The 17,260-nt window shown below is 61.3% G+C and carries 17 protein-coding genes; 7 read left to right on the forward strand and 10 right to left on the reverse strand.

Features of this window, described 5'->3' with window-relative positions:
* Window positions 1-111 precede the first annotated feature (111 nt).
* From LUU92_RS24345 to LUU92_RS24360, 4 genes are all read right to left on the reverse strand, one after another.
* Entirely contained in the window at window positions 112-1,005 is an 894-nt protein-coding gene (locus tag LUU92_RS24345) for an NAD-dependent epimerase/dehydratase family protein (RefSeq protein ID WP_257102758.1), read from the reverse strand.
* A 103-nt stretch (window positions 1,006-1,108) separates the two neighbouring features.
* Window positions 1,109-2,005, reverse strand: a complete 897-nt coding sequence (locus tag LUU92_RS24350; RefSeq protein ID WP_092249402.1) for a LysR family transcriptional regulator — start codon at window positions 2,003-2,005, stop codon at window positions 1,109-1,111.
* Window positions 2,006-2,035: 30 nt separating this feature from the next.
* Window positions 2,036-2,626 (reverse strand): NADPH:quinone oxidoreductase MdaB, encoded by a 591-nt coding sequence (gene mdaB / locus LUU92_RS24355; protein WP_071489166.1) that lies wholly within the window; start codon window positions 2,624-2,626, stop codon window positions 2,036-2,038.
* A gap of 121 nt (window positions 2,627-2,747) precedes the next feature.
* Window positions 2,748-3,512, reverse strand: coding sequence for a sulfite exporter TauE/SafE family protein (locus LUU92_RS24360; RefSeq protein WP_071489165.1), 765 nt, complete (start codon window positions 3,510-3,512; stop codon window positions 2,748-2,750).
* An 82-nt stretch (window positions 3,513-3,594) separates the two neighbouring features.
* Between LUU92_RS24360 and LUU92_RS24365 the strand changes: the two genes are divergently transcribed.
* Complete coding sequence (locus LUU92_RS24365) at window positions 3,595-4,485, forward strand: LysR substrate-binding domain-containing protein (protein ID WP_071489164.1); 891 nt, start codon at window positions 3,595-3,597, stop codon at window positions 4,483-4,485.
* Here LUU92_RS24365 and LUU92_RS24370 read toward each other — a convergent pair.
* The gene (locus LUU92_RS24370) at window positions 4,431-5,837 is read right to left on the reverse strand and encodes an amino acid permease (RefSeq protein WP_071489163.1); all 1,407 of its coding nucleotides are present in this window, start codon (window positions 5,835-5,837) and stop codon (window positions 4,431-4,433) included. The genes LUU92_RS24365 and LUU92_RS24370 overlap by 55 nt on opposite strands.
* Before the next feature lie 166 nt (window positions 5,838-6,003).
* Window positions 6,004-7,254: a kynureninase gene (kynU, locus tag LUU92_RS24375; protein WP_071489162.1), complete on the reverse strand. Its 1,251-nt coding sequence runs from the start codon at window positions 7,252-7,254 to the stop codon at window positions 6,004-6,006.
* A gap of 144 nt (window positions 7,255-7,398) precedes the next feature.
* Here kynU and LUU92_RS24380 point away from each other — a divergent pair, with 144 nt between their 5' ends.
* Window positions 7,399-7,872 carry an Lrp/AsnC family transcriptional regulator gene (locus LUU92_RS24380; protein WP_003176072.1) on the forward strand — a complete coding sequence of 158 codons (474 nt, stop codon included), beginning with the start codon at window positions 7,399-7,401 and terminating at the stop codon, window positions 7,870-7,872.
* A 122-nt stretch (window positions 7,873-7,994) separates the two neighbouring features.
* Here the strand turns inward: LUU92_RS24380 and catA are convergent, their stop codons facing one another.
* The 3 genes from catA to LUU92_RS24395 are packed head-to-tail and all read right to left on the reverse strand — an operon-like array spanning window position 7,995 to window position 10,396.
* Window positions 7,995-8,924, reverse strand: a complete 930-nt coding sequence (gene catA / locus LUU92_RS24385) for a catechol 1,2-dioxygenase (RefSeq protein ID WP_071489160.1) — start codon at window positions 8,922-8,924, stop codon at window positions 7,995-7,997.
* Between the two features lie 41 nt (window positions 8,925-8,965).
* On the reverse strand, window positions 8,966-9,256 hold the full coding sequence (gene catC / locus LUU92_RS24390) for a muconolactone Delta-isomerase (protein ID WP_071489159.1): 291 nt from the start codon (window positions 9,254-9,256) through the stop codon (window positions 8,966-8,968).
* A gap of 12 nt (window positions 9,257-9,268) precedes the next feature.
* Window positions 9,269-10,396 carry a muconate cycloisomerase family protein gene (locus tag LUU92_RS24395; RefSeq protein ID WP_071489158.1) on the reverse strand — a complete coding sequence of 376 codons (1,128 nt, stop codon included), beginning with the start codon at window positions 10,394-10,396 and terminating at the stop codon, window positions 9,269-9,271.
* A 114-nt stretch (window positions 10,397-10,510) separates the two neighbouring features.
* Here LUU92_RS24395 and LUU92_RS24400 point away from each other — a divergent pair, with 114 nt between their 5' ends.
* Window positions 10,511-11,386 (forward strand): LysR family transcriptional regulator, encoded by an 876-nt coding sequence (locus LUU92_RS24400; RefSeq protein WP_016974899.1) that lies wholly within the window; start codon window positions 10,511-10,513, stop codon window positions 11,384-11,386.
* A gap of 131 nt (window positions 11,387-11,517) precedes the next feature.
* On the opposite strand, the gene LUU92_RS24405 is transcribed toward LUU92_RS24400, so the two are convergent.
* Window positions 11,518-12,498 carry an AraC family transcriptional regulator gene (locus tag LUU92_RS24405; protein ID WP_257102759.1) on the reverse strand — a complete coding sequence of 327 codons (981 nt, stop codon included), beginning with the start codon at window positions 12,496-12,498 and terminating at the stop codon, window positions 11,518-11,520.
* Window positions 12,499-12,809: 311 nt separating this feature from the next.
* Here LUU92_RS24405 and antA point away from each other — a divergent pair, with 311 nt between their 5' ends.
* The 4 genes from antA to LUU92_RS24425 all read left to right on the forward strand — a co-directional run bounded on the left by antA (window position 12,810) and on the right by LUU92_RS24425 (window position 17,258).
* Entirely contained in the window at window positions 12,810-14,201 is a 1,392-nt protein-coding gene (antA, locus tag LUU92_RS24410; protein WP_257102760.1) for an anthranilate 1,2-dioxygenase large subunit, read from the forward strand.
* The gene (gene antB / locus LUU92_RS24415; protein ID WP_071489155.1) at window positions 14,201-14,692 is read left to right on the forward strand and encodes an anthranilate 1,2-dioxygenase small subunit; all 492 of its coding nucleotides are present in this window, start codon (window positions 14,201-14,203) and stop codon (window positions 14,690-14,692) included. The genes antA and antB overlap by 1 nt, the downstream gene beginning before the upstream one ends.
* Window positions 14,693-14,775: 83 nt before the next feature.
* Complete coding sequence (antC, locus tag LUU92_RS24420; protein ID WP_222540427.1) at window positions 14,776-15,783, forward strand: anthranilate 1,2-dioxygenase electron transfer component AntC; 1,008 nt, start codon at window positions 14,776-14,778, stop codon at window positions 15,781-15,783.
* Window positions 15,784-15,854: 71 nt separating this feature from the next.
* Complete coding sequence (locus LUU92_RS24425; protein WP_071489153.1) at window positions 15,855-17,258, forward strand: amino acid permease; 1,404 nt, start codon at window positions 15,855-15,857, stop codon at window positions 17,256-17,258.
* Window positions 17,259-17,260 lie beyond the last annotated feature (2 nt).

Raw genomic sequence — 17,260 nt, forward strand, 5'->3', positions numbered from 1 at the left:
CCAATCGGGGGCAAGCCCCCTCCCACAGTTGACCGAGTTCCAACTGTGGAGTGCAGTCTAGTGTGGGAGGGGGCTTGCCCCCGATAGCAACACCTGGAGATCACGTGAACATCACACCATTTCGTTGCGAATCCACTCCACCACCGACGTACGCTTCGGCGCCCAGCCCAGCAGTTCACGCGCATGCTTGCCGCGCACCCGGCTATTGGAGCCCAGGCCATAGTTGGCCATTTCATAGCCCCACTCGGCTTCAGCCTCGGCCAATGGCCAATCCTGCGGTTTGCCCAGGTCCAGCGCTTCGGCAATGGCAGTGGTCATGTCGATAAACGCGGCCTCGCCACTTTCCACGAAGTAGAAGGTACCGGGCACATTCTTGGTCAGCGCCAACAGGTACAGCGCCACCACGTCTTCAATGTGCACGTTGGACCAGATGTTCTGCCCGCTACCCACATGGCGTACTACACCACTCTTGCGTGCCTGCTTGAGCAGACGCGGTAGTTGCACGCTGTCGCGCTTCACGCCCAGGCTGTGGCCGTAGATCAAGGTGTTGCAGATCACCGCCGAGTTCACGCCGTCTTTGGCAGCCGCCAGAACCAGGTTGTCGATGGCCACACGAGCCGCCTTGTCGACCGTCGGTTCCGGCAGGTTGTCTTCGAAGTAGATGACATCGCTGGCCTTGCCGCCCGACGCATCCCCGACAATGCTCGAACCACTGGTGTGCAGGAACGGCTTGTTCGAGCCCTTCAACGCCGCGAGCAGGGTTTCCACGGCGGCACGGTGGTCGCTGCTGGCGGCGTTGATCACCGCGTCGGCCTTTTGTGCTTGCTCGATCAATACAGCCGCGTCATCCAGGGTGCCGATCACTGGGTTGATGCCCAGCGCGGTCATCAAGGCCGCCTGCTCGGCGCTGCGCACCAGGCCGGTAACGGTGTGGCCGGCCTTGACCAGGCCGGTGGCAATGGAACCGCCGATAAAACCTGCTGCGCCGGTAATGAATACATTCATGGAGGACTCTCCTGACTGGGTAAGTGATGAACCCAGTATCAAGCACTCATCCCTGACGAATAAGCCCCTACCGCCCAATTCACTCTTGCGCGCAGCTCACGAATCAGCAGGCATACCGCGCCAGCTTGGCCTGGATAAAGTCCAGGAAACATTGGATACGCAATGCCAGCTGCGAGTTGCGGTAGAACACTGCGTGGATCGGCTGTCGATAACCGCTGTTGAACGCCTCCAGCACCGGCACCAGGCGCCCGGCCTCGATATCGTCGATGGTCATGAAGTTCGACAGGCAACAGATGCCCTGCCCTTCCAGCGCCAACTGGCGCACGGTTTCGCCGCTGGACGCCGCCACGCCGGGCTGGATCAGCCAGCGATCGCCCTCCACATGGCGCAGCGGCCAGTGGTTGAGGGTTTCGGTCTGGGTGAACCCCAACAGCGTGTGATCGGCCAGCTCGGCCACCGTGGTGGGCACGCCGTATTGCTTGAGGTAGTCGGGGCTGGCGAGGATATGCAGCGGCGTACAGCCAAGAGACCGCGCATGCAGGGTGGAGTCGGCCAGGACGCCGATACGGATGGCGATGTCGGTGCTCTGCTCCAGCAGGTCGATGATCAAGTCATCGCTGTTCAGCTCCAGCTGGATGTCCGGGTAGAGGCCGCGAAATTCAGCGATGTAGGGCACGATCCCATGCAGCATGAACGGCACGGCAGCGTTGATGCGCAGGCGCCCCGCCGGTTTCTGCTGGCGTGATGACAGGCGCTCCTCCAACTCTTCCATCTGCGCCAGGATCACCTTGGCCTGCTCGAAGAAGTACTTGCCCTCTTCGGTCAGGTCCATGCGTCGCGTGGTGCGGTTGATCAGCGTGGTGTCGAGCTTGGCTTCCAGGCGCGACAAGGTGCGGCTGACAGCCGAGGGTGTCTGCCCGACTTGCTCGGCGGCGGCGGAAATCGAACCGCATTCAATCACGCTGACGAAGATCTGCAGCTCATCGGACCGGGCTTTCACAGGCGCTCCTCGTTATCGGTTCAGCGCAGCTTACACCGAGAAATTGAACACCTGCGCCAGATGCTGCTCGTAGCGCGCTACATCAGCGTCGATGGCCGGGCGTTTCATCACGTCCACGCACAGGAACGTCGGCAGGCCGGTCATGCCGAGGAACTCGTTGGCCTTGTGGAACGGGAAGTACACCGCGTCCACGCCCTTGGCTTCGAAGAAGTCGGTCGGGTCATCGAAGGCTTGCTGCGGCGCGTTCCAGGTCAGCGAGAGCATGTACTGCTTGCCGTGGATCAGGCCACCGCTGCCGTACTTCTGCGAGGCATCGGAACGGGTGCGACCGTCGCTGGCGTACAGGCTGCCGTGGCCTTCGGTGAAGACTTCGTCGATGTACTTCTTGACGATCCACGGCGCGCCCATCCACCAGCCGGGCATCTGGTAGATGATCACATCCGCCCAGAGGAACTTGGCCACTTCTTCGGCCACGTCGTAGCCTTCGTCGATGTGGGTGACCTTGACGTCGATGCCCGCACGGTCCAACGCCGCCACGGCGGTGTCATGCAGGGTGGTGTTGTAGCGGCCATCGGAGTGGGCGAATTTCTTGCCGCCGTTGAGCAGGAGGACTTTTTTCATGGGAGGGTATCCAGAAGGGGTTAACAATGTCTGCCGGCAGGCTATCGACATCGGCCCCTCGGAATAAGCGGTGATGCGGCAAAATACATTTGACCAAAAGGCACGAATTACCCGCGCATTGTTAACCGCTGATCAGCAGATGGGCGCCCAGCAACGCCATGCCGATGAAAAATACGCGCTTGAACAACACCGCACTGATGCGCTGACGCACCGCCTGGCCCAACCACATGCCCAGCAGCGCCGGCACCAATGCCAACAATGAAGCATTGATCTCCCCACCTCCGAGCGTGCCGTCCAACGCCATGCCGGCAGCGAGCGCCAGGGTCGACACGGTGAAGGACAGCCCCAGCGCCTGCACCAACTGATTGCGGTCCAAGCCCAGGGCTTGCAGATAGGGCACGGCGGGGATCACAAACACACCGGTCGCCGAGGTGATGATGCCGGTGATAACACCACACAAAGGCGCCAACCAGCGTTCGGTTCGAGGCTTCACCTTGAACGTGGGCAGGAACAGCCCGCTCACTGCATACGCTAGCAACGCCCCGCCCAACGCATGGCCTACCCATCGCCCTCCACTCAGGCCCAGCCACAGCGTGCCAAGCCCGGTACCGAGAAAGATCAGCAGCAGCATCGGCCACAAGCGCCTGAGCAACGCACTCAAATGACCGCCGAACGCCAGTTGCCACAGGTTGGTGATCGTCGAAGGGATGATCAGCAACGCCGCAGCCTGCGTCGGTAGCATAGCCAGACCGAGCAAGCCCATGGAGACTGTCGGCAAGCCCAGGCCAATCACACCCTTGACGGTGCCGGCGAGCATGAAGGTGCCGATCACCAGCAGTGTCAGGGCTGGGCCGATATCTTGGTAAAACGCGAGGAATGTATTCATAGGGTGATAGTGCGGTTTTTCGATGAGGTCGAAAATTCGCCATATACTGAGGCAGACTCTTGTTTTGCCAGAGGCTGGTGCCATGCACTTTGACCTGATAGACCTGCGCCTTTACCTGCATATCTTCGACACAGGCAATATCACCGCTGGAGCAGCCCGCAGCCACTTGTCCCTCGCGGCTGCCAGCGCCCGCATCCGAGCGATGGAGGCTTCGCTGGGCATCGAGTTTCTTGAACGTGGCCGCCGTGGCGTTACCCCAACGCCCGCAGGCAAGGCCCTGGCCCGCCACGCCCGCCTGTTGCTGCAACAGGCCGAGCATCTGCGCCAGGACCTCGCGGAATACGCCAACGGCATCAAGGGCCAGGTGCGCCTGCTGTGCAACACCACGGCCCTCAGCGAATACCTGCCGGAGTTGCTGGCAGACTTTTTGCGCGAACACCCCAACCTCGACATCGACCTGCAGGAACTGCCGAGCCTGCGCATCACCCAGGCCTTGCGCCAGGGCACGGCGGACCTCGGGATCATTTCCGACGCGGTAGACACCCACGGCTTGCAGACCCTGCCGTTTCGCAATGACCCGCTGGTGCTGATCACACCGCTGGATCATCCGTTCACCGCAGGGAGCTTTATCGATAGCCTGCAACACGACTTTGTGGGCCTCGCCGCCCACAGCGCGTTGACGGTTTACCTCGAAGAACAGGCATTGCACGCAGGTTTCCGTCTGCAAACACGCATCCGCGCCGAGGGGTTTGACGGAGTGATCCGTATGGTCGCCCGCGGCGCCGGCCTGGGTATCGTGCCCCGGGCGGCACTGGAGCGCTGGCCGCTGGCATCCAGTTTCAAGGTCCACCCCCTGCAAGAAGAATGGGCCTGCCGGAAGCTGATGTTATGTGCGCGCTCGTTCGAACTCCTGCCCGGTTACGCCAAGGCCTTGCTCGACGCCTTGGCCCTGCCCTTGCGGAAAAACCCGTAATACACCACTGACAGAATCAGCAGGAACGGCACGCCAAACACCAGCGTCATCTTGAACGCCTCGGTGAAATACGTGGTGATCATCACCGCGCCCATCAGCACCAGGCCCAGCAAGGTGCTGTAGGGAAACAAGCGCAGTTGGAACGACAGCGTCGGCCCACCGTGGCGCTGGCGGTAGCGACGGAAGAACAGGTGCGTAAGGAAGATCATGAACCAGGTGAAGATCGCGCCGAACATCGAGATTGCCATCATCAAGGTGAACGAACTTTCCGGGTACACCACGTTGAGCAACGTCGCCAGGGCGATGCCCGAACTGGACAGCAGCAACGCGTTCAGCGGGATGCCGCTCTTGCTCAAGGCGCCCATGGCCTTGGGCGCAAAGCCGGCACGGGACAGGCTGAACATCATGCGGGTGGTGATGTAGAGCTGGCTGTTCATGGCCGACAACGCTGCGATCAAAATCACGAAATTCATCACCCCGGTGGCGCCGGGAATGCCGATGGTCTGCATCACCGTGACGAAGGGGCTCTGGGTCTGCCCGGCCTGGTTCCACGGCACGATGGCCAGCATCAGCGCCAGGGTCAGCAGGTAAAACACCACCAGGCGCACGATGGTCGCACGGAAGGCTTTCTTCACCGCCTGTTCCGGATCGGCCGCTTCACCGGCGGCCACGGCGATCATCTCCACGCTCAGGTAGCTGAAGATCGACACGATCACGGCGACCCACATGCCACTCAGGCCATGGGGGAAAAAGCCGTCGTGGGCCGTGTAGTTCTGCACGCCGTACTCCGGGTTGCCGGAGCCGAACACCACGTACACGGCGAGGATGATGAAGCCGACGATGGCGCTGATCTTGATCGTCGAGAACCAGTATTCGAAGTTGCCGAAGGTCTTCACGCTGATGGCGTTGAGCAGGATCAGCACACTGGAAAACGACACGATCCACACCCATTCCGGCACGTTGGCGAACCAGTACTTCATGTACATCGCCACCGCCGTGACCTCGGCGCCCACCGCCAGCACAATCGCCGCCCAGTAGGCGTAGCGCACCAGGAAACCGGCCAGCGGGCTGATGTAGAACTCGGCATAGGCGCCGAACGAGCCCGAGGTGGAATGCGCCACCGTCATCTCCGCCAGGCAGCCCATCAACAGCAGGGTGATCAACGCGCCGATGGCGTAGCTCACCAGCACACTGGGCCCGGCATACCCGATAGCGTACGCGCTGCCCATGAACAGCCCGGTGCCAATGGCGCCACCGATGGCAATCATGCTCATCTGGCCGGAAGTGAGCTGGCGCCGCAGGCCCAGTTCGCGGTGGGTGATCTCGGCAAAGCCGGTGTCTGGCGTAGTCACGTGGTGTGCCCCTTTATTATTGTGATTGCACTGTTTATTAACTGTTGTCACAGATTCCCTGTGGGAGGGGGCTTGCCCCCGATAGCGGTGGATCAGTCAACGCTGTATTGGCTGGCACACTGCAATCGGGGGCAAGCCCCCTCCCACATTTTTATCTGCGTTGTGGTCAGGTGACGCTGTTGCGGACTTTGAATTGCGCCTGGTCCCAGGTGCGGTTGTCGAGGATTTCGCCCAGTATTTCCACGGCATCAAACACCTCGGTAAAGCTTGTGTACAACGGCGTAAACCCAAAGCGCATGATGCGCGGCTCGCGGTAGTCACCGATCACGCCACGGGCGATCAAGGCCTGGATCACCGCGTAGCCTTCGGGGTGTTCAAAGCTCACATGACTGCCGCGCCGGGCGTGTTCACGCGGGGTGATCAGCACCAGTTCATGAGCAGCGCAACGTGCTTCGACCAATGTGATAAACAGATCGGTCAACGCCAGGGACTTGCTGCGCAGACTCGCCATATCGGTCTGGGCGAAAATCTCCAGCCCGCATTCCACCATCGCCAACGAGGTGATCGGTTGGGTGCCGCACAGGTAACGCGCGATACCCGCACTCGGCGCGTAGTTCGATTCCATGGCGAACTGCCGGGTGTGGCCGAACCAGCCCGACAACGGCTGGCGCACCACATCCACCAACGCCGGGTTGACCCACACAAACGCCTGGGAGCCCGGGCCGCCGTTGAGGTACTTGTAGGTGCAGCCAATCGCATAATCGGCACCGGCCTGATGCAGGTCGATGGGCACCGCGCCCGCCGAGTGCGCCAGGTCCCAGATACTCAGCGCGCCGCACTCATGGCTCAGGGCAGTCAGCGCCTGCATGTCGTACATGTAGCCGGTCTTGTAGTTGACGTGGGTGAGCATCACCACCGCCACGTCCTGGTCGATGGCCTGGGGCAATTCGTCCGGACTGTTCACCAGGCGCAGGGCATAGCCCTGTTGCAGCAGCTCGGCCAGGCCCTCGGCGATATACAGGTCGGTCGGAAAGTTGCTCGCCTCGCTGACGATCACCTTGCGGTGCGGTTGGCGTTGACGCTGCACGGTCAACGCGGCGCTGAGCACCTTGAACAGGTTGATCGAGGTGGTATCGGTGATCACCACTTCACCGTCGCCCGCGCCGATCAACGGCGCCAGGCGGTTACCCAGGCGCTGGGGCAGGTCCGCCCAGCCGGCGCTGTTCCAACTACGGATCAGGCCATTACCCCATTCTTCGGCAATCACTGCCTGGGCTCGTGCCAACGCCGTCACCGGGCGGGCGCCAAGGGAGTTGCCGTCGAGGTAGATCACGCCCTCCGGCAACGCAAACTGGCGGCGCAGTGGCGCCAGCGGATCTTGTTCGTCGAGGGCTAGGCAGTGGCTTCGCGTGGTCATGGGCTGTCCTGGTTTTTATAGGTAAGAATGGACCAAATAATGAACGAACTTTTAGAGAATTTTCGTGCAAAGTGGCGGGTAACAGGCTAATTAAGCTGTAGGAAATTCGAATTTAACCCCCAAACACGCGGATTTATTCTAACCATGATTCTCGACGCCACCGACCTGCGCCTCCTGCATTTCCTGCAGCAGGATGGCCGCATCAGCAACCAGGAACTGGCCGAAAAAGTCGCGCTGTCGCCGTCTGCGTGCCTGCGCCGTCTGCGCCTGCTGGAGAGCGAGGGCATCATCAGCGGTTACCGTGCGGTGCTGAATGCGGAGCAGTTGGGGATTGAGCTGGAGGCCATCGTGCACCTGTCGTTGCGCCAGGATGTGGAGGATTGGCACGAGACGTTCATCAAGAAGGTGCAGGGCTGGCCGGAGGTCGCCAGCGCCTACGTGATCACCGGCGCCAGCAACTATGTGCTGCGGGTGCAGGCGCGCAACCTCAAGCACTTTTCGGACTTTATCGTGAACCATCTGAACCGCACGGCGGGGGTGATGGATATCCGTTCGGAGATTGTGTTGCAGAAGATCAAGGATCGGGATGAGGTGCTGGACTTGGTGGTACGCAAATAACCACGCCACCACAATACCCTGTGGGAGGGGGCTTGCCCCCGATAGCAATGGTTCAGCCAATTAATATATTGGCTTCACCGCCGCCATCGGGGGCAAGCCCCCTCCCACATTTTGAATCGCGTTTAATCTTCCAGAGCGCGGACTCGTTGCATGCGTTTCTGCTCCACCGGCGCATCCGCTACCTGCAACGCAAAGTCAAAATCAATCTGCGCAAACCGCCCCTCCACGCCAAACTCCCGCGCCAGTTGCGGGTCGTCGCAGAAGCGAATCTCGGCGATCAACTCATCCCGCGTCGCATAGGCAAAGTCGTCATGCAGGTACGGGTCATCCGACAGGTTGATCTGCGTGGTCAGGTGCCGATGCCCCGGCGCCGAAATGAAGAAGTGGATATGCGCCGGCCGCTGCCCGTGGCGCCCGAGCTGATCCAGCAGTTGCTGGGTCGGCCCGGTCGGTGGGCAACCGTAGCCCGACGGCACGATACTGCGGAACCGGTAGTTGCCCTGGGCATCGGTCTCGATGCGTCGGCGCAGGTTGAACTCCGATTGCGTCGGGTCGAACCACGAGTAAGTACCCCCCGTATTGGCCTGCCACACGTCCACAATCGCCCCGGCCAGCGGTTTGCCGTTGGTATCGCGCACCTGCCCGCGCATGAACAGCGGCACCGCATCGTCCTTGCCATCATCCAGCCGCGCCTCGTACTTGCTCAACGGCGCCCCGGCCACATACAGCGGGCCTTCAATGGTGCGCGGCGTGCCGCCGGATTTGCCGGCTTCCTCGTCGGCAGCGTCCATCAGCAAATCCAGGTAATGCTCAAGGCCCAGCCCGGCGGCGAGCAATCCGGCTTCCTGGTGCTTGCCCAGCTCGTTGAGGTAGTTGACCGCCTTCCAGAACTCTTCCGGGGTCACTTCCAGGTCTTCGATGATGTTCACGGTGTCGCGCAGGATCCGGTAGATCAGCGCCTTGGTGCGCGGGTTGCCAGCGTCGTTGAGGTTGCCGCTGGCTTCTTCGAGAAACTGTTGGGCATGGGCAGTCTGGGACAGTCGGATGGACATGGTGCATTCCTCATCTTGTAGTTATTGGTCTGGAAACCGGCCTAGCGGTCGTCGTCATGGATCGACGACGGGTGCCGGCACAGGGCGTTCACTTCGATGGCCATATAGGGGAACAGCGGCAGTTGCATCAGCAGGTCATGCAGCGCCTGCACGCTGTCGACATCGAACACGCTGTAGTTGGCGTAGTGCCCGGCGATGCGCCACAGGTGGCGCCATTTGCCTTCCTGTTGCAGGCGCTGCGCCAGGGCCTTTTCATCGGCCTTGAGGCGGGCTGCGCGCTCGGGGTTCATGTCGAGCGGCAGGTTCACGGTCATTTTTACGTGGAACAACATGGCAGGCGCCTCTTAGTGTTTGTCACGACGCAAGAACGCCAGGCGCTCTTCATCGATGGCCAGGCCCAGGCCCGGTGCGGTGGAGATATGCAGCTGGAAGTCGCGGTACACCGGCGGCTCGGTGAGGATGTCTTCGGTAAGCAGCAACGGGCCGAACAGCTCGGTGCCCCACACCAGTTTGTTCAGCGTAAGGAAGGCATGCGCCGACGCCAGGGTGCCGATGCCGCCTTCGAGCATGGTGCCGCCGTACAGGCCGATACCCGCCGCTTCGGCAATCGCGGCGGTGCGCAGCACGGCACGTGGGCCGCCGTTCTTGGCGATCTTGAGGGCGAACACCGACGCCGCGCCTTCGCGGGCAAGGTTGAACGCGTCCTCGACGCACTCGATGGATTCATCCGCCATGATCGGCGCCGGGCTCGACAGGTTGAGCCGCGCCATGCCGCCACGGTTATTGCGCGAGATGGGCTGTTCGATCAGGTCGATGCCGTTGTCGCCGAGCACCTGGCACGCCCGCAGTGCCACCGCTTCGTCCCAGGCCTGGTTGACGTCGACGCGCACACTGGCGCGGTCGCCCAAGGCCTTTTTGATCGCGATCACATGGGCCAGGTCGTGGCTGACTTCACCAGCGCCGATCTTCAACTTGAAGAGGCGGTGGCGGCGCAGGTCGAGCATCTTTTCGGCCTCGGCAATGTCCTGCTCGGTGTTGCCGCTGGCCAGGGTCCAGGCCACCGGCAGCGCGTCGCGCACACGCCCACCGAGCAGTTCGCTGACCGGCAGGTGCAGGCGTTTGCCGAGAGCGTCGAGCAACGCGCTTTCGATACCGGACTTGGCAAAGGTGTTGCCACGGATGCTGCGCTCCAGGCGCAACATGGCAGCGTTGATATTACTGGCGTCCTGGCCGATCAGCAGCGGCGCGAAGTGGCGGTCGATGTTGACCTTGATGCTGTCGGGGCTTTCATTGCCATAGCTCAAGCCGCCAATGGTAGTGGCTTCGCCGATGCCTTCGATACCGTCGGCGCAGCGCAGGCGGATGATCACCAGGGTCTGGTTTTGCAGGGTGTGCATCGCCAGCTTGTGCGGGCGAATGGTGGGGAGGTCGACGATGATCGTGTCGATCGACTCGATGGGGCAAATCGGCATGGCTATACCCGTTGGGTTCTTTATAGGTTTTAGCCGATTCTGTGCCGTATTTTTCAAGGCTTCCAATATAGAATGGGTCTCGCACAATACCCTGAAGGTATGAAAGGAACCGTCATGGAACTGCGTCACCTGCGCTACTTCCAGGTGCTGGGAGAGACCCTCAACTTCACCCGCGCCGCCGAACGCCTGCACATCGCCCAGCCGCCATTGAGTCGGCAGATCCAGCAATTGGAGGATGAACTGGGCGTCATTTTGCTTGAACGTGGCCGACCGCTGCGGCTGACCGAGGCCGGGCGGTTTTTTTATGAACACGCCAACGTGCTGCTGGAGCAATTGAACAAGGTCTGTGACAACACCCGGCGTATCGGCCAGGGCGAGAAGACGTGGCTGGGCATCGGTTTTGCGCCGTCGACCCTGTACGGCGTGCTGCCCGAATTGATCCGCCGATTGCGTACCCATGAGGCGCTGGAACTGGAGTTGGGGCTGTCGGAGATGACCACTTTGCAGCAGGTCGAAGCGCTCAAGGCCGGGCGCATCGACGTGGGGTTCGGGCGAATTCGCATCGATGACCCGGCCATCGTCCAGCGCGTGCTGGTGGAGGACCGGCTGGTCGCCGTGCTGCCTGCCGGTCACCCGTTGCTCGATGCGCCCGCCACCCTCGCCCAACTGGCCGCCGAACCTTTTGTGCTCTACCCCGGCAACCCACGCCCCAGCTACGCCGACCATGTGATCGCGCTGTTCGACGCCCATGGCTTGAGCCTCAAGGTGGCGCAGTGGACCAACGAGTTGCAGACCGCCATTGGCCTGGTCGGCGCCGGCATGGGCGTGACGCTGGTGCCCGCCTCGGTGCAGGTGCTGCACCGCGCGGACATCGGCTATACACCCGTCGTGGAGGCCACGGCGACCTCGCCGATCATCCTTAGCCGACGGGTGAATGACCAGTCGCCAGGGCTCAGTCATTGCCTGCAACTGGTGGAAGAGCTCATCTGATTTATCCCAAACACTACAAACCCCTGTGGGAGCTGGCTTGCCTGCATAGCGGTGGGTCAGCTGGCACATCAGCTGACTGACACATCGCTATCGCAGGCAAGCCAGCTCCCACATTTGGATCTTCATTGTATTCAAAGGCTGCGCAGGCGCTTGCGCTGCAGGGTTTGGCTAGGGGACTCGTCGAACAATTTTCGATACTCCGCCGAAAACCGCCCCAGGTGGGTAAAGCCCCAGCCCAGGGCGATCTCAGAGATGGTACGGGTAGAGCCGTGTTCAAGGATTTCCTGGCGCACGACGCCCAGCCGGTACTTCTTCAAATAGGCCATCGGCGACAACGCAAAGTATTTGCGAAAGGCATCGAACAGCTTGAACCGCGACACCCCCGCAGCGGCCTCCAGGTCCTCCAGGTGCACCGCTTCCCGAGCGTTGTCATGGATGTACTGCCGCGCACGGATCAGATAATGCGGCAGTTTCACGCCCAGGACATCGCGCAGTTCTTCAGAGTAGTTGTTCGGCTGCGCCAGGATCAGGCCCTTGATCAGCGAGCTTTCCAGGTCGCGGGTAAAAGCGGCCTGCTCGTATAACTCGCTGCCATGCTCAAGCTCGGCGATGAAGTAGCGCGCCATGCGCCACCACGACGCCGAAGCGCCGTCCACTGCGTCCATCACCGACTCAAAGCGCAGCGGCGCCTCAATCGGCCGTTGCAGCAAATCTTCCAGCGATTCACTCATCGCCGCCCGCGTGATCACCACCTGCAACTTGCGGCAATCGCCGGAGATCGCCAGCACCTGATGCTCATTGGGCGAGATGATCACGCCCTGGTCGCGGTTGGAACTCAGGCGCTCACCGTTCTTGCTCAACTCCTGTTCGCCCACCAGCGGCAGGCTCAGGCTGTAGCTGCTGAAATGCTCGGCGTCTTCGATGTCGATGGTCACGTCGGTGCCGTATTCGATCACGCCCAGGGTGGTGGCGCGGGACTTGAACACGTTGGCGCTGTGGTGAAAGCGCAGGCGCTCCGGCGTATTGGTGGCCAGGCGATGGGGCCCGCAAATGCCCGACATCCAGCTGCGGGCGCCTTCCAGGTCGAAGCGTTGAATCGTTTGGCTGCTCATCAGGTGCACCCACGGCGGTTAGGCTGTTGCGCGCTCTGGCGGCGCGTCGTTGTTGTTCGACAGCAATTAATGCGCCACGCCGGCGCAATGGCCAGCGGGTGGATAGCAAGGGTCGACTAAGTGGATAAGACCCCGGCTTTTGCGACCACTGCCCTGCAAGACAGTAGCGCATCCCGTCACCGCTGCGCACCGGGTTGGGTATTTGCTGCCCAATTATCCGGCGCAGGTTCCCCCACTAAGCGGATAGCCCGCGCCCTGCCCCGCTGCCTCTAATAAACCACCGATCAGCCCCTATCAAAAAGGTGCCTCCCATGAGTGGTGCAAGAAGCGTCGAGCAGTGGAAAACGTTTATCGAAGGTTGCCTGGACTTTCGCCCGGTGGATGAAGTATTCCGCATCGCCCGCGACATGTTCACCGAGCCGGAACTGTTCGATCTGGAGATGGAACTGATCTTCGAAAAGAACTGGATCTACGCCTGCCACGAAAGCGAACTGGCCAACAACCACGACTTCGTGACCCTGCGCGCCGGGCGCCAGCCGATGATCATCACCCGCGATGGCGAAGGCCGCCTCAATGCGTTGATCAACGCCTGCCAGCATCGCGGCACCACGCTGACGCGGGTCGGCAAAGGCAACCAATCCACGTTCACCTGCCCGTTCCATGCCTGGTGCTACAAGAGCGATGGCCGGCTGGTGAAGGTCAAGGCGCCGGGGGAATACCCGGACGGTTTCGACAAGGCCACGCGCGGCCTGAAAAAGGCGCGCATCGAAAGCTACAAGGGCTTTGTGTTTATCAGCCTGGACGTAAATGGCAGCGACAGCCTGGAAGATTTCCTCGGCGACGCCAAAGTGTTCTTCGACATGATGGTCGCGCAGTCCGCCACCGGTGAACTGGAGGTACTGCCGGGCAAATCCGCCTACACCTACGACGGCAACTGGAAGCTGCAGAACGAAAACGGCCTGGACGGTTATCACGTCAGCACCGTGCACTACAACTACGTGGCCACCGTGCAGCATCGCCAGCAGGTGAACACCGAGAACGGCACAGGGGCCGGCAGCACCCTGGACTACAGCAAACTCGGCGCCGGCGACGCCAATACCGATGACGGCTGGTTCGCCTTCAACAATGGCCACAGTGTGCTGTTCAGCGACATGCCCAACCCCAGCGTGCGCTCCGGCTACGCCACCATCATGCCGCGCCTGGTGCAGGAGCACGGCCAGCAGAAGGCCGAGTGGATGATGCACCGCCTGCGCAACCTGAATATCTACCCGAGCCTGTTCTTCCTCGACCAGATCAGCTCGCAGCTGCGCATCATCCGCCCGGTGGCGTGGAACAAGACCGAGATCATCAGCCAATGCCTGGGGGTGAAGGGCGAGTCCGACGCCGATCGCGAGAACCGCATCCGCCAGTTCGAAGACTTCTTCAACGTGTCGGGCATGGGCACGCCGGATGACCTGGTGGAGTTCCGCGAAGCCCAGCGCGGGTTCCAAGGCCGGCTTGAACGCTGGAGCGACATCTCACGCGGCAGCCACCGCTGGGCAACCGGGCCCACGCCGAACAGCGAAGCCATCGGCATCCAGCCGGCCATGACCGGCACAGAATTCACCCATGAAGGCCTCTACGTGAACCAGCACCGCAACTGGCAGCAGTTCCTGCTCAACGGCCTCGATCAACAAGCGCTGAAACTGCGGGAGGTGAAATGATGAATGCCCCATTGCAGTTCCGCATCGAACAGTTCTTCTACCGCAAGTCCGAGCTGTGCGACGCCCAGGACTGGGACGCCTATGTGCAGTTGTTCGACCCGCAGAGTGAGTTCCACTTGCCGCAGTGGGACTCGGAACACGTCTACACCCGCGACCCCAAGCGCGAAATGTCGCTGATCTACTACGCGAACCGTTCGGGCCTGGAAGACCGCGTGTTCCGTTTGCGCACCGGCAAGGCGGCGTCGGCCACACCGATGCCGCGTACGCTGCACATGATCAACAACGTGCGCGTTGCCGAGCAGGCGGATGGCACGCTGGAGGTGCGACTGAATTGGCACACGCTGTTCTATCGCCTGGCCACGTCGGAGCAGTTTTACGGCCACGCCACCTATACCCTGAAACCGGAAGGCGACAGCTGGTTGATCACCCGCAAGCATGCGCTGCTGCTCAACGACACCATTAACTCGGTGCTGGATTTCTATCACCTCTAGCAGCGACCTTTTATGGCACAGGGGTTTGTGGCAACCGGGCTTCTTGTGGCGAGCGCACGTTATAAATATGCGGAGAGCAACACATGAATCACAAAGTGGCCTTCAGTTTTGCCGACGGCAAGACCCTGTTCTTCCCCGTCGGCGCCAATGAAATCCTGCTGGATGCAGCACTGCGCAACGGCATCAAGATCCCGCTGGATTGCCGTGAAGGCGTGTGCGGCACTTGCCAGGGCCGTTGCGAATCCGGCGACTACAGCCAGGATTATGTCGACGAAGAGGCCCTGTCCAACCTCGACCTGCAACAGCGCAAGATGCTCAGTTGCCAGACGCGGGTGAAGTCCGATGCGACGTTCTACTTCGACTTTGATTCGAGCCTGTGCAATGCGCCGGGGCCGGTTCAGGTCAAGGGCACCGTGAGCGCGGTGGAGCAGGTGTCGGCCAGCACGGCGATCCTGCAGGTCCAGTTGGATCAGGCACTGGAATTCCTGCCGGGCCAATATGCACGCCTGTCGGTGCCTGGCACGGACAGTTGGCGCTCGTATTCCTTCGCCAACCTTCCGGGCAATCAATTGCAATTCCTGGTGCGCCTGCTGCCCGATGGGGTGATGAGCAACTACCTGCGCGAGCGTTGCCAGGTGGGTGATGAACTGGTGATGGAAGCACCACTCGGCGCTTTCTACCTGCGGCACGTCTCCAAACCCTTGGTGCTGGTGGCGGGCGGCACCGGGTTATCGGCGTTGCTGGGCATGCTCGATGAACTGGCCGCCAACGGCTGCGACCAGCCCGTGCACCTGTACTACGGCGTGCGTGGCGCAGAAGACTTGTGCGAAGCGGCGCGCATCCAGGCCTACGCCGCGAAAATCCCGGACTTTCGCTACACCGAAGTGCTCAGCGCGCCCTCGGACGAATGGCCCGGCAAGCGCGGTTACCTCACCGAGCATTTCGACCTGGCCGAATGGCGGGACAGATCGGCGGATATGTACCTGTGCGGCCCCCCTCCAATGGTCGAATCCGTCCAACAATGGCTGGCGGATCAGGCACTTGATGGCGTTCAGCTGTATTACGAAAAGTTCACGCAGAGTAATATCTGACCCTCAGCACTTCTGAGGGGTAGATGCGGCGTGCACTCCACCCTGAGAAAAACAAGTAGAAGGGAATGTTAATGGCGGATGACATGGTTAACCCGGTGGGCCTCAAGCGTGGCCTGAAGAACCGGCACATTCAGTTGATCGCCTTGGGAGGGGCGATCGGCACGGGGTTGTTCCTCGGCTCGGCCGGGGTACTCAAGTCGGCGGGGCCGTCGATGATCCTGGGCTACGCGATTGCCGGTTTTATCGCATTCCTGATCATGCGCCAGCTTGGCGAGATGATCGTCGAAGAGCCGGTGGCCGGTTCCTTCAGCCACTTCGCCCACAAATACTGGGGCGGCTACGCGGGCTTCCTGGCCGGCTGGAACTACTGGGTACTCTACGTGCTGGTAGGCATGGCCGAACTGACGGCGGTGGGCAAGTACATCCAGTTCTGGTGGCCGCAGATCCCGACCTGGGTCAGTGCGCTGGTGTTCTTCGTGGCGGTGAACCTGATCAACACCCTCAACGTGAAGTTCTTCGGTGAAGCCGAGTTCTGGTTCGCGATCATCAAGGTGGTGGCGATTGTCGGCATGATCGTGCTCGGTTGCTACCTGCTGTTCAGCGGCACCGGCGGCCCGCAGGCGTCGGTGAGCAACCTGTGGAGCCACGGCGGGTTCTTCCCCAATGGCGGCATGGGGCTATTGATGTCCATGGCGTTCATCATGTTCTCCTTCGGCGGCCTGGAGTTGGTGGGCATCACCGCCGCCGAAGCCAGCGAACCGCGCAAGGTCATCCCGAAAGCGATCAACCAGGTGGTGTACCGCATCCTGATTTTCTACGTCGGCGCATTGACCGTGCTGTTGTCGCTCTACCCATGGGACCAACTGCTGCAAACCCTCGGCGCGTCGGGCGATGCCTACAGCGGCAGCCCATTCGTGCAGATCTTCTCGCTGATCGGTAACGACACCGCCGCCCACATTCTCAACTTCGTGGTGCTGACCGCGGCGCTGTCGGTGTACAACAGCGGCGTGTACTGCAACAGCCGCATGCTGTTCGGCCTGGCCGAGCAAGGCGATGCGCCCAAGTCGCTGATGAAGTTGAACAAGCAAGGCGTGCCGATCCGCGCCCTGGCGATTTCGGCCCTGGTGACGATGCTGTGCGTGGTGGTCAACTACGTCGCACCGAAGAGCGCCCTGGAGTTGCTGTTCGCGCTGGTGGTTGCCTCGCTGATGATCAACTGGGCGCTGATCAGCATCACCCACATCAAGTTCCGTAAGGCCATGGGCGAACAGGGCCTGACGCCGTCGTTCAAGACCTTCTGGTTCCCGTTCAGCAACTACCTGTGCCTGGCGTTCATGGTGATGATCATCAGCGTGATGCTGGCGATTCCGGGCATCAGTGAGTCGGTGTATGCGATGCCGGTGTGGGTGGGGATTATCTACATTGCCTATCGGCTGCGGGTTCGCAGAAGTCACGCGATAGTCAACGCGCAGTGATG

Source organism: Pseudomonas extremorientalis (assembly GCF_024584605.1).
In the GTDB taxonomy this organism is placed as follows: domain Bacteria; phylum Pseudomonadota; class Gammaproteobacteria; order Pseudomonadales; family Pseudomonadaceae; genus Aquipseudomonas; species Aquipseudomonas extremorientalis.

Excerpts from the sequence above, each read along its gene's own strand:
- LUU92_RS24345 (WP_257102758.1), bottom strand. The coding sequence starts at position 1,005 with ATGAATGTATTCATTACCGGCGCAGCAGGTTTTATCGGCGGTTCCATT.
- mdaB (WP_071489166.1), bottom strand. The coding sequence starts at position 2,626 with ATGAAAAAAGTCCTCCTGCTCAACGGCGGCAAGAAATTCGCCCACTCC.
- LUU92_RS24360 (WP_071489165.1), bottom strand. The coding sequence starts at position 3,512 with ATGAATACATTCCTCGCGTTTTACCAAGATATCGGCCCAGCCCTGACA.
- LUU92_RS24365 (WP_071489164.1), top strand. The coding sequence starts at position 3,595 with ATGCACTTTGACCTGATAGACCTGCGCCTTTACCTGCATATCTTCGAC.
- kynU (WP_071489162.1), bottom strand. The coding sequence starts at position 7,254 with ATGACCACGCGAAGCCACTGCCTAGCCCTCGACGAACAAGATCCGCTG.
- LUU92_RS24380 (WP_003176072.1), top strand. The coding sequence starts at position 7,399 with ATGATTCTCGACGCCACCGACCTGCGCCTCCTGCATTTCCTGCAGCAG.
- catA (WP_071489160.1), bottom strand. The coding sequence starts at position 8,924 with ATGTCCATCCGACTGTCCCAGACTGCCCATGCCCAACAGTTTCTCGAA.
- catC (WP_071489159.1), bottom strand. The coding sequence starts at position 9,256 with ATGTTGTTCCACGTAAAAATGACCGTGAACCTGCCGCTCGACATGAAC.
- LUU92_RS24395 (WP_071489158.1), bottom strand. The coding sequence starts at position 10,396 with ATGCCGATTTGCCCCATCGAGTCGATCGACACGATCATCGTCGACCTC.
- LUU92_RS24400 (WP_016974899.1), top strand. The coding sequence starts at position 10,511 with ATGGAACTGCGTCACCTGCGCTACTTCCAGGTGCTGGGAGAGACCCTC.
- LUU92_RS24405 (WP_257102759.1), bottom strand. The coding sequence starts at position 12,498 with ATGAGCAGCCAAACGATTCAACGCTTCGACCTGGAAGGCGCCCGCAGC.
- antA (WP_257102760.1), top strand. The coding sequence starts at position 12,810 with ATGAGTGGTGCAAGAAGCGTCGAGCAGTGGAAAACGTTTATCGAAGGT.
- antB (WP_071489155.1), top strand. The coding sequence starts at position 14,201 with ATGAATGCCCCATTGCAGTTCCGCATCGAACAGTTCTTCTACCGCAAG.
- antC (WP_222540427.1), top strand. The coding sequence starts at position 14,776 with ATGAATCACAAAGTGGCCTTCAGTTTTGCCGACGGCAAGACCCTGTTC.
- LUU92_RS24425 (WP_071489153.1), top strand. The coding sequence starts at position 15,855 with ATGGCGGATGACATGGTTAACCCGGTGGGCCTCAAGCGTGGCCTGAAG.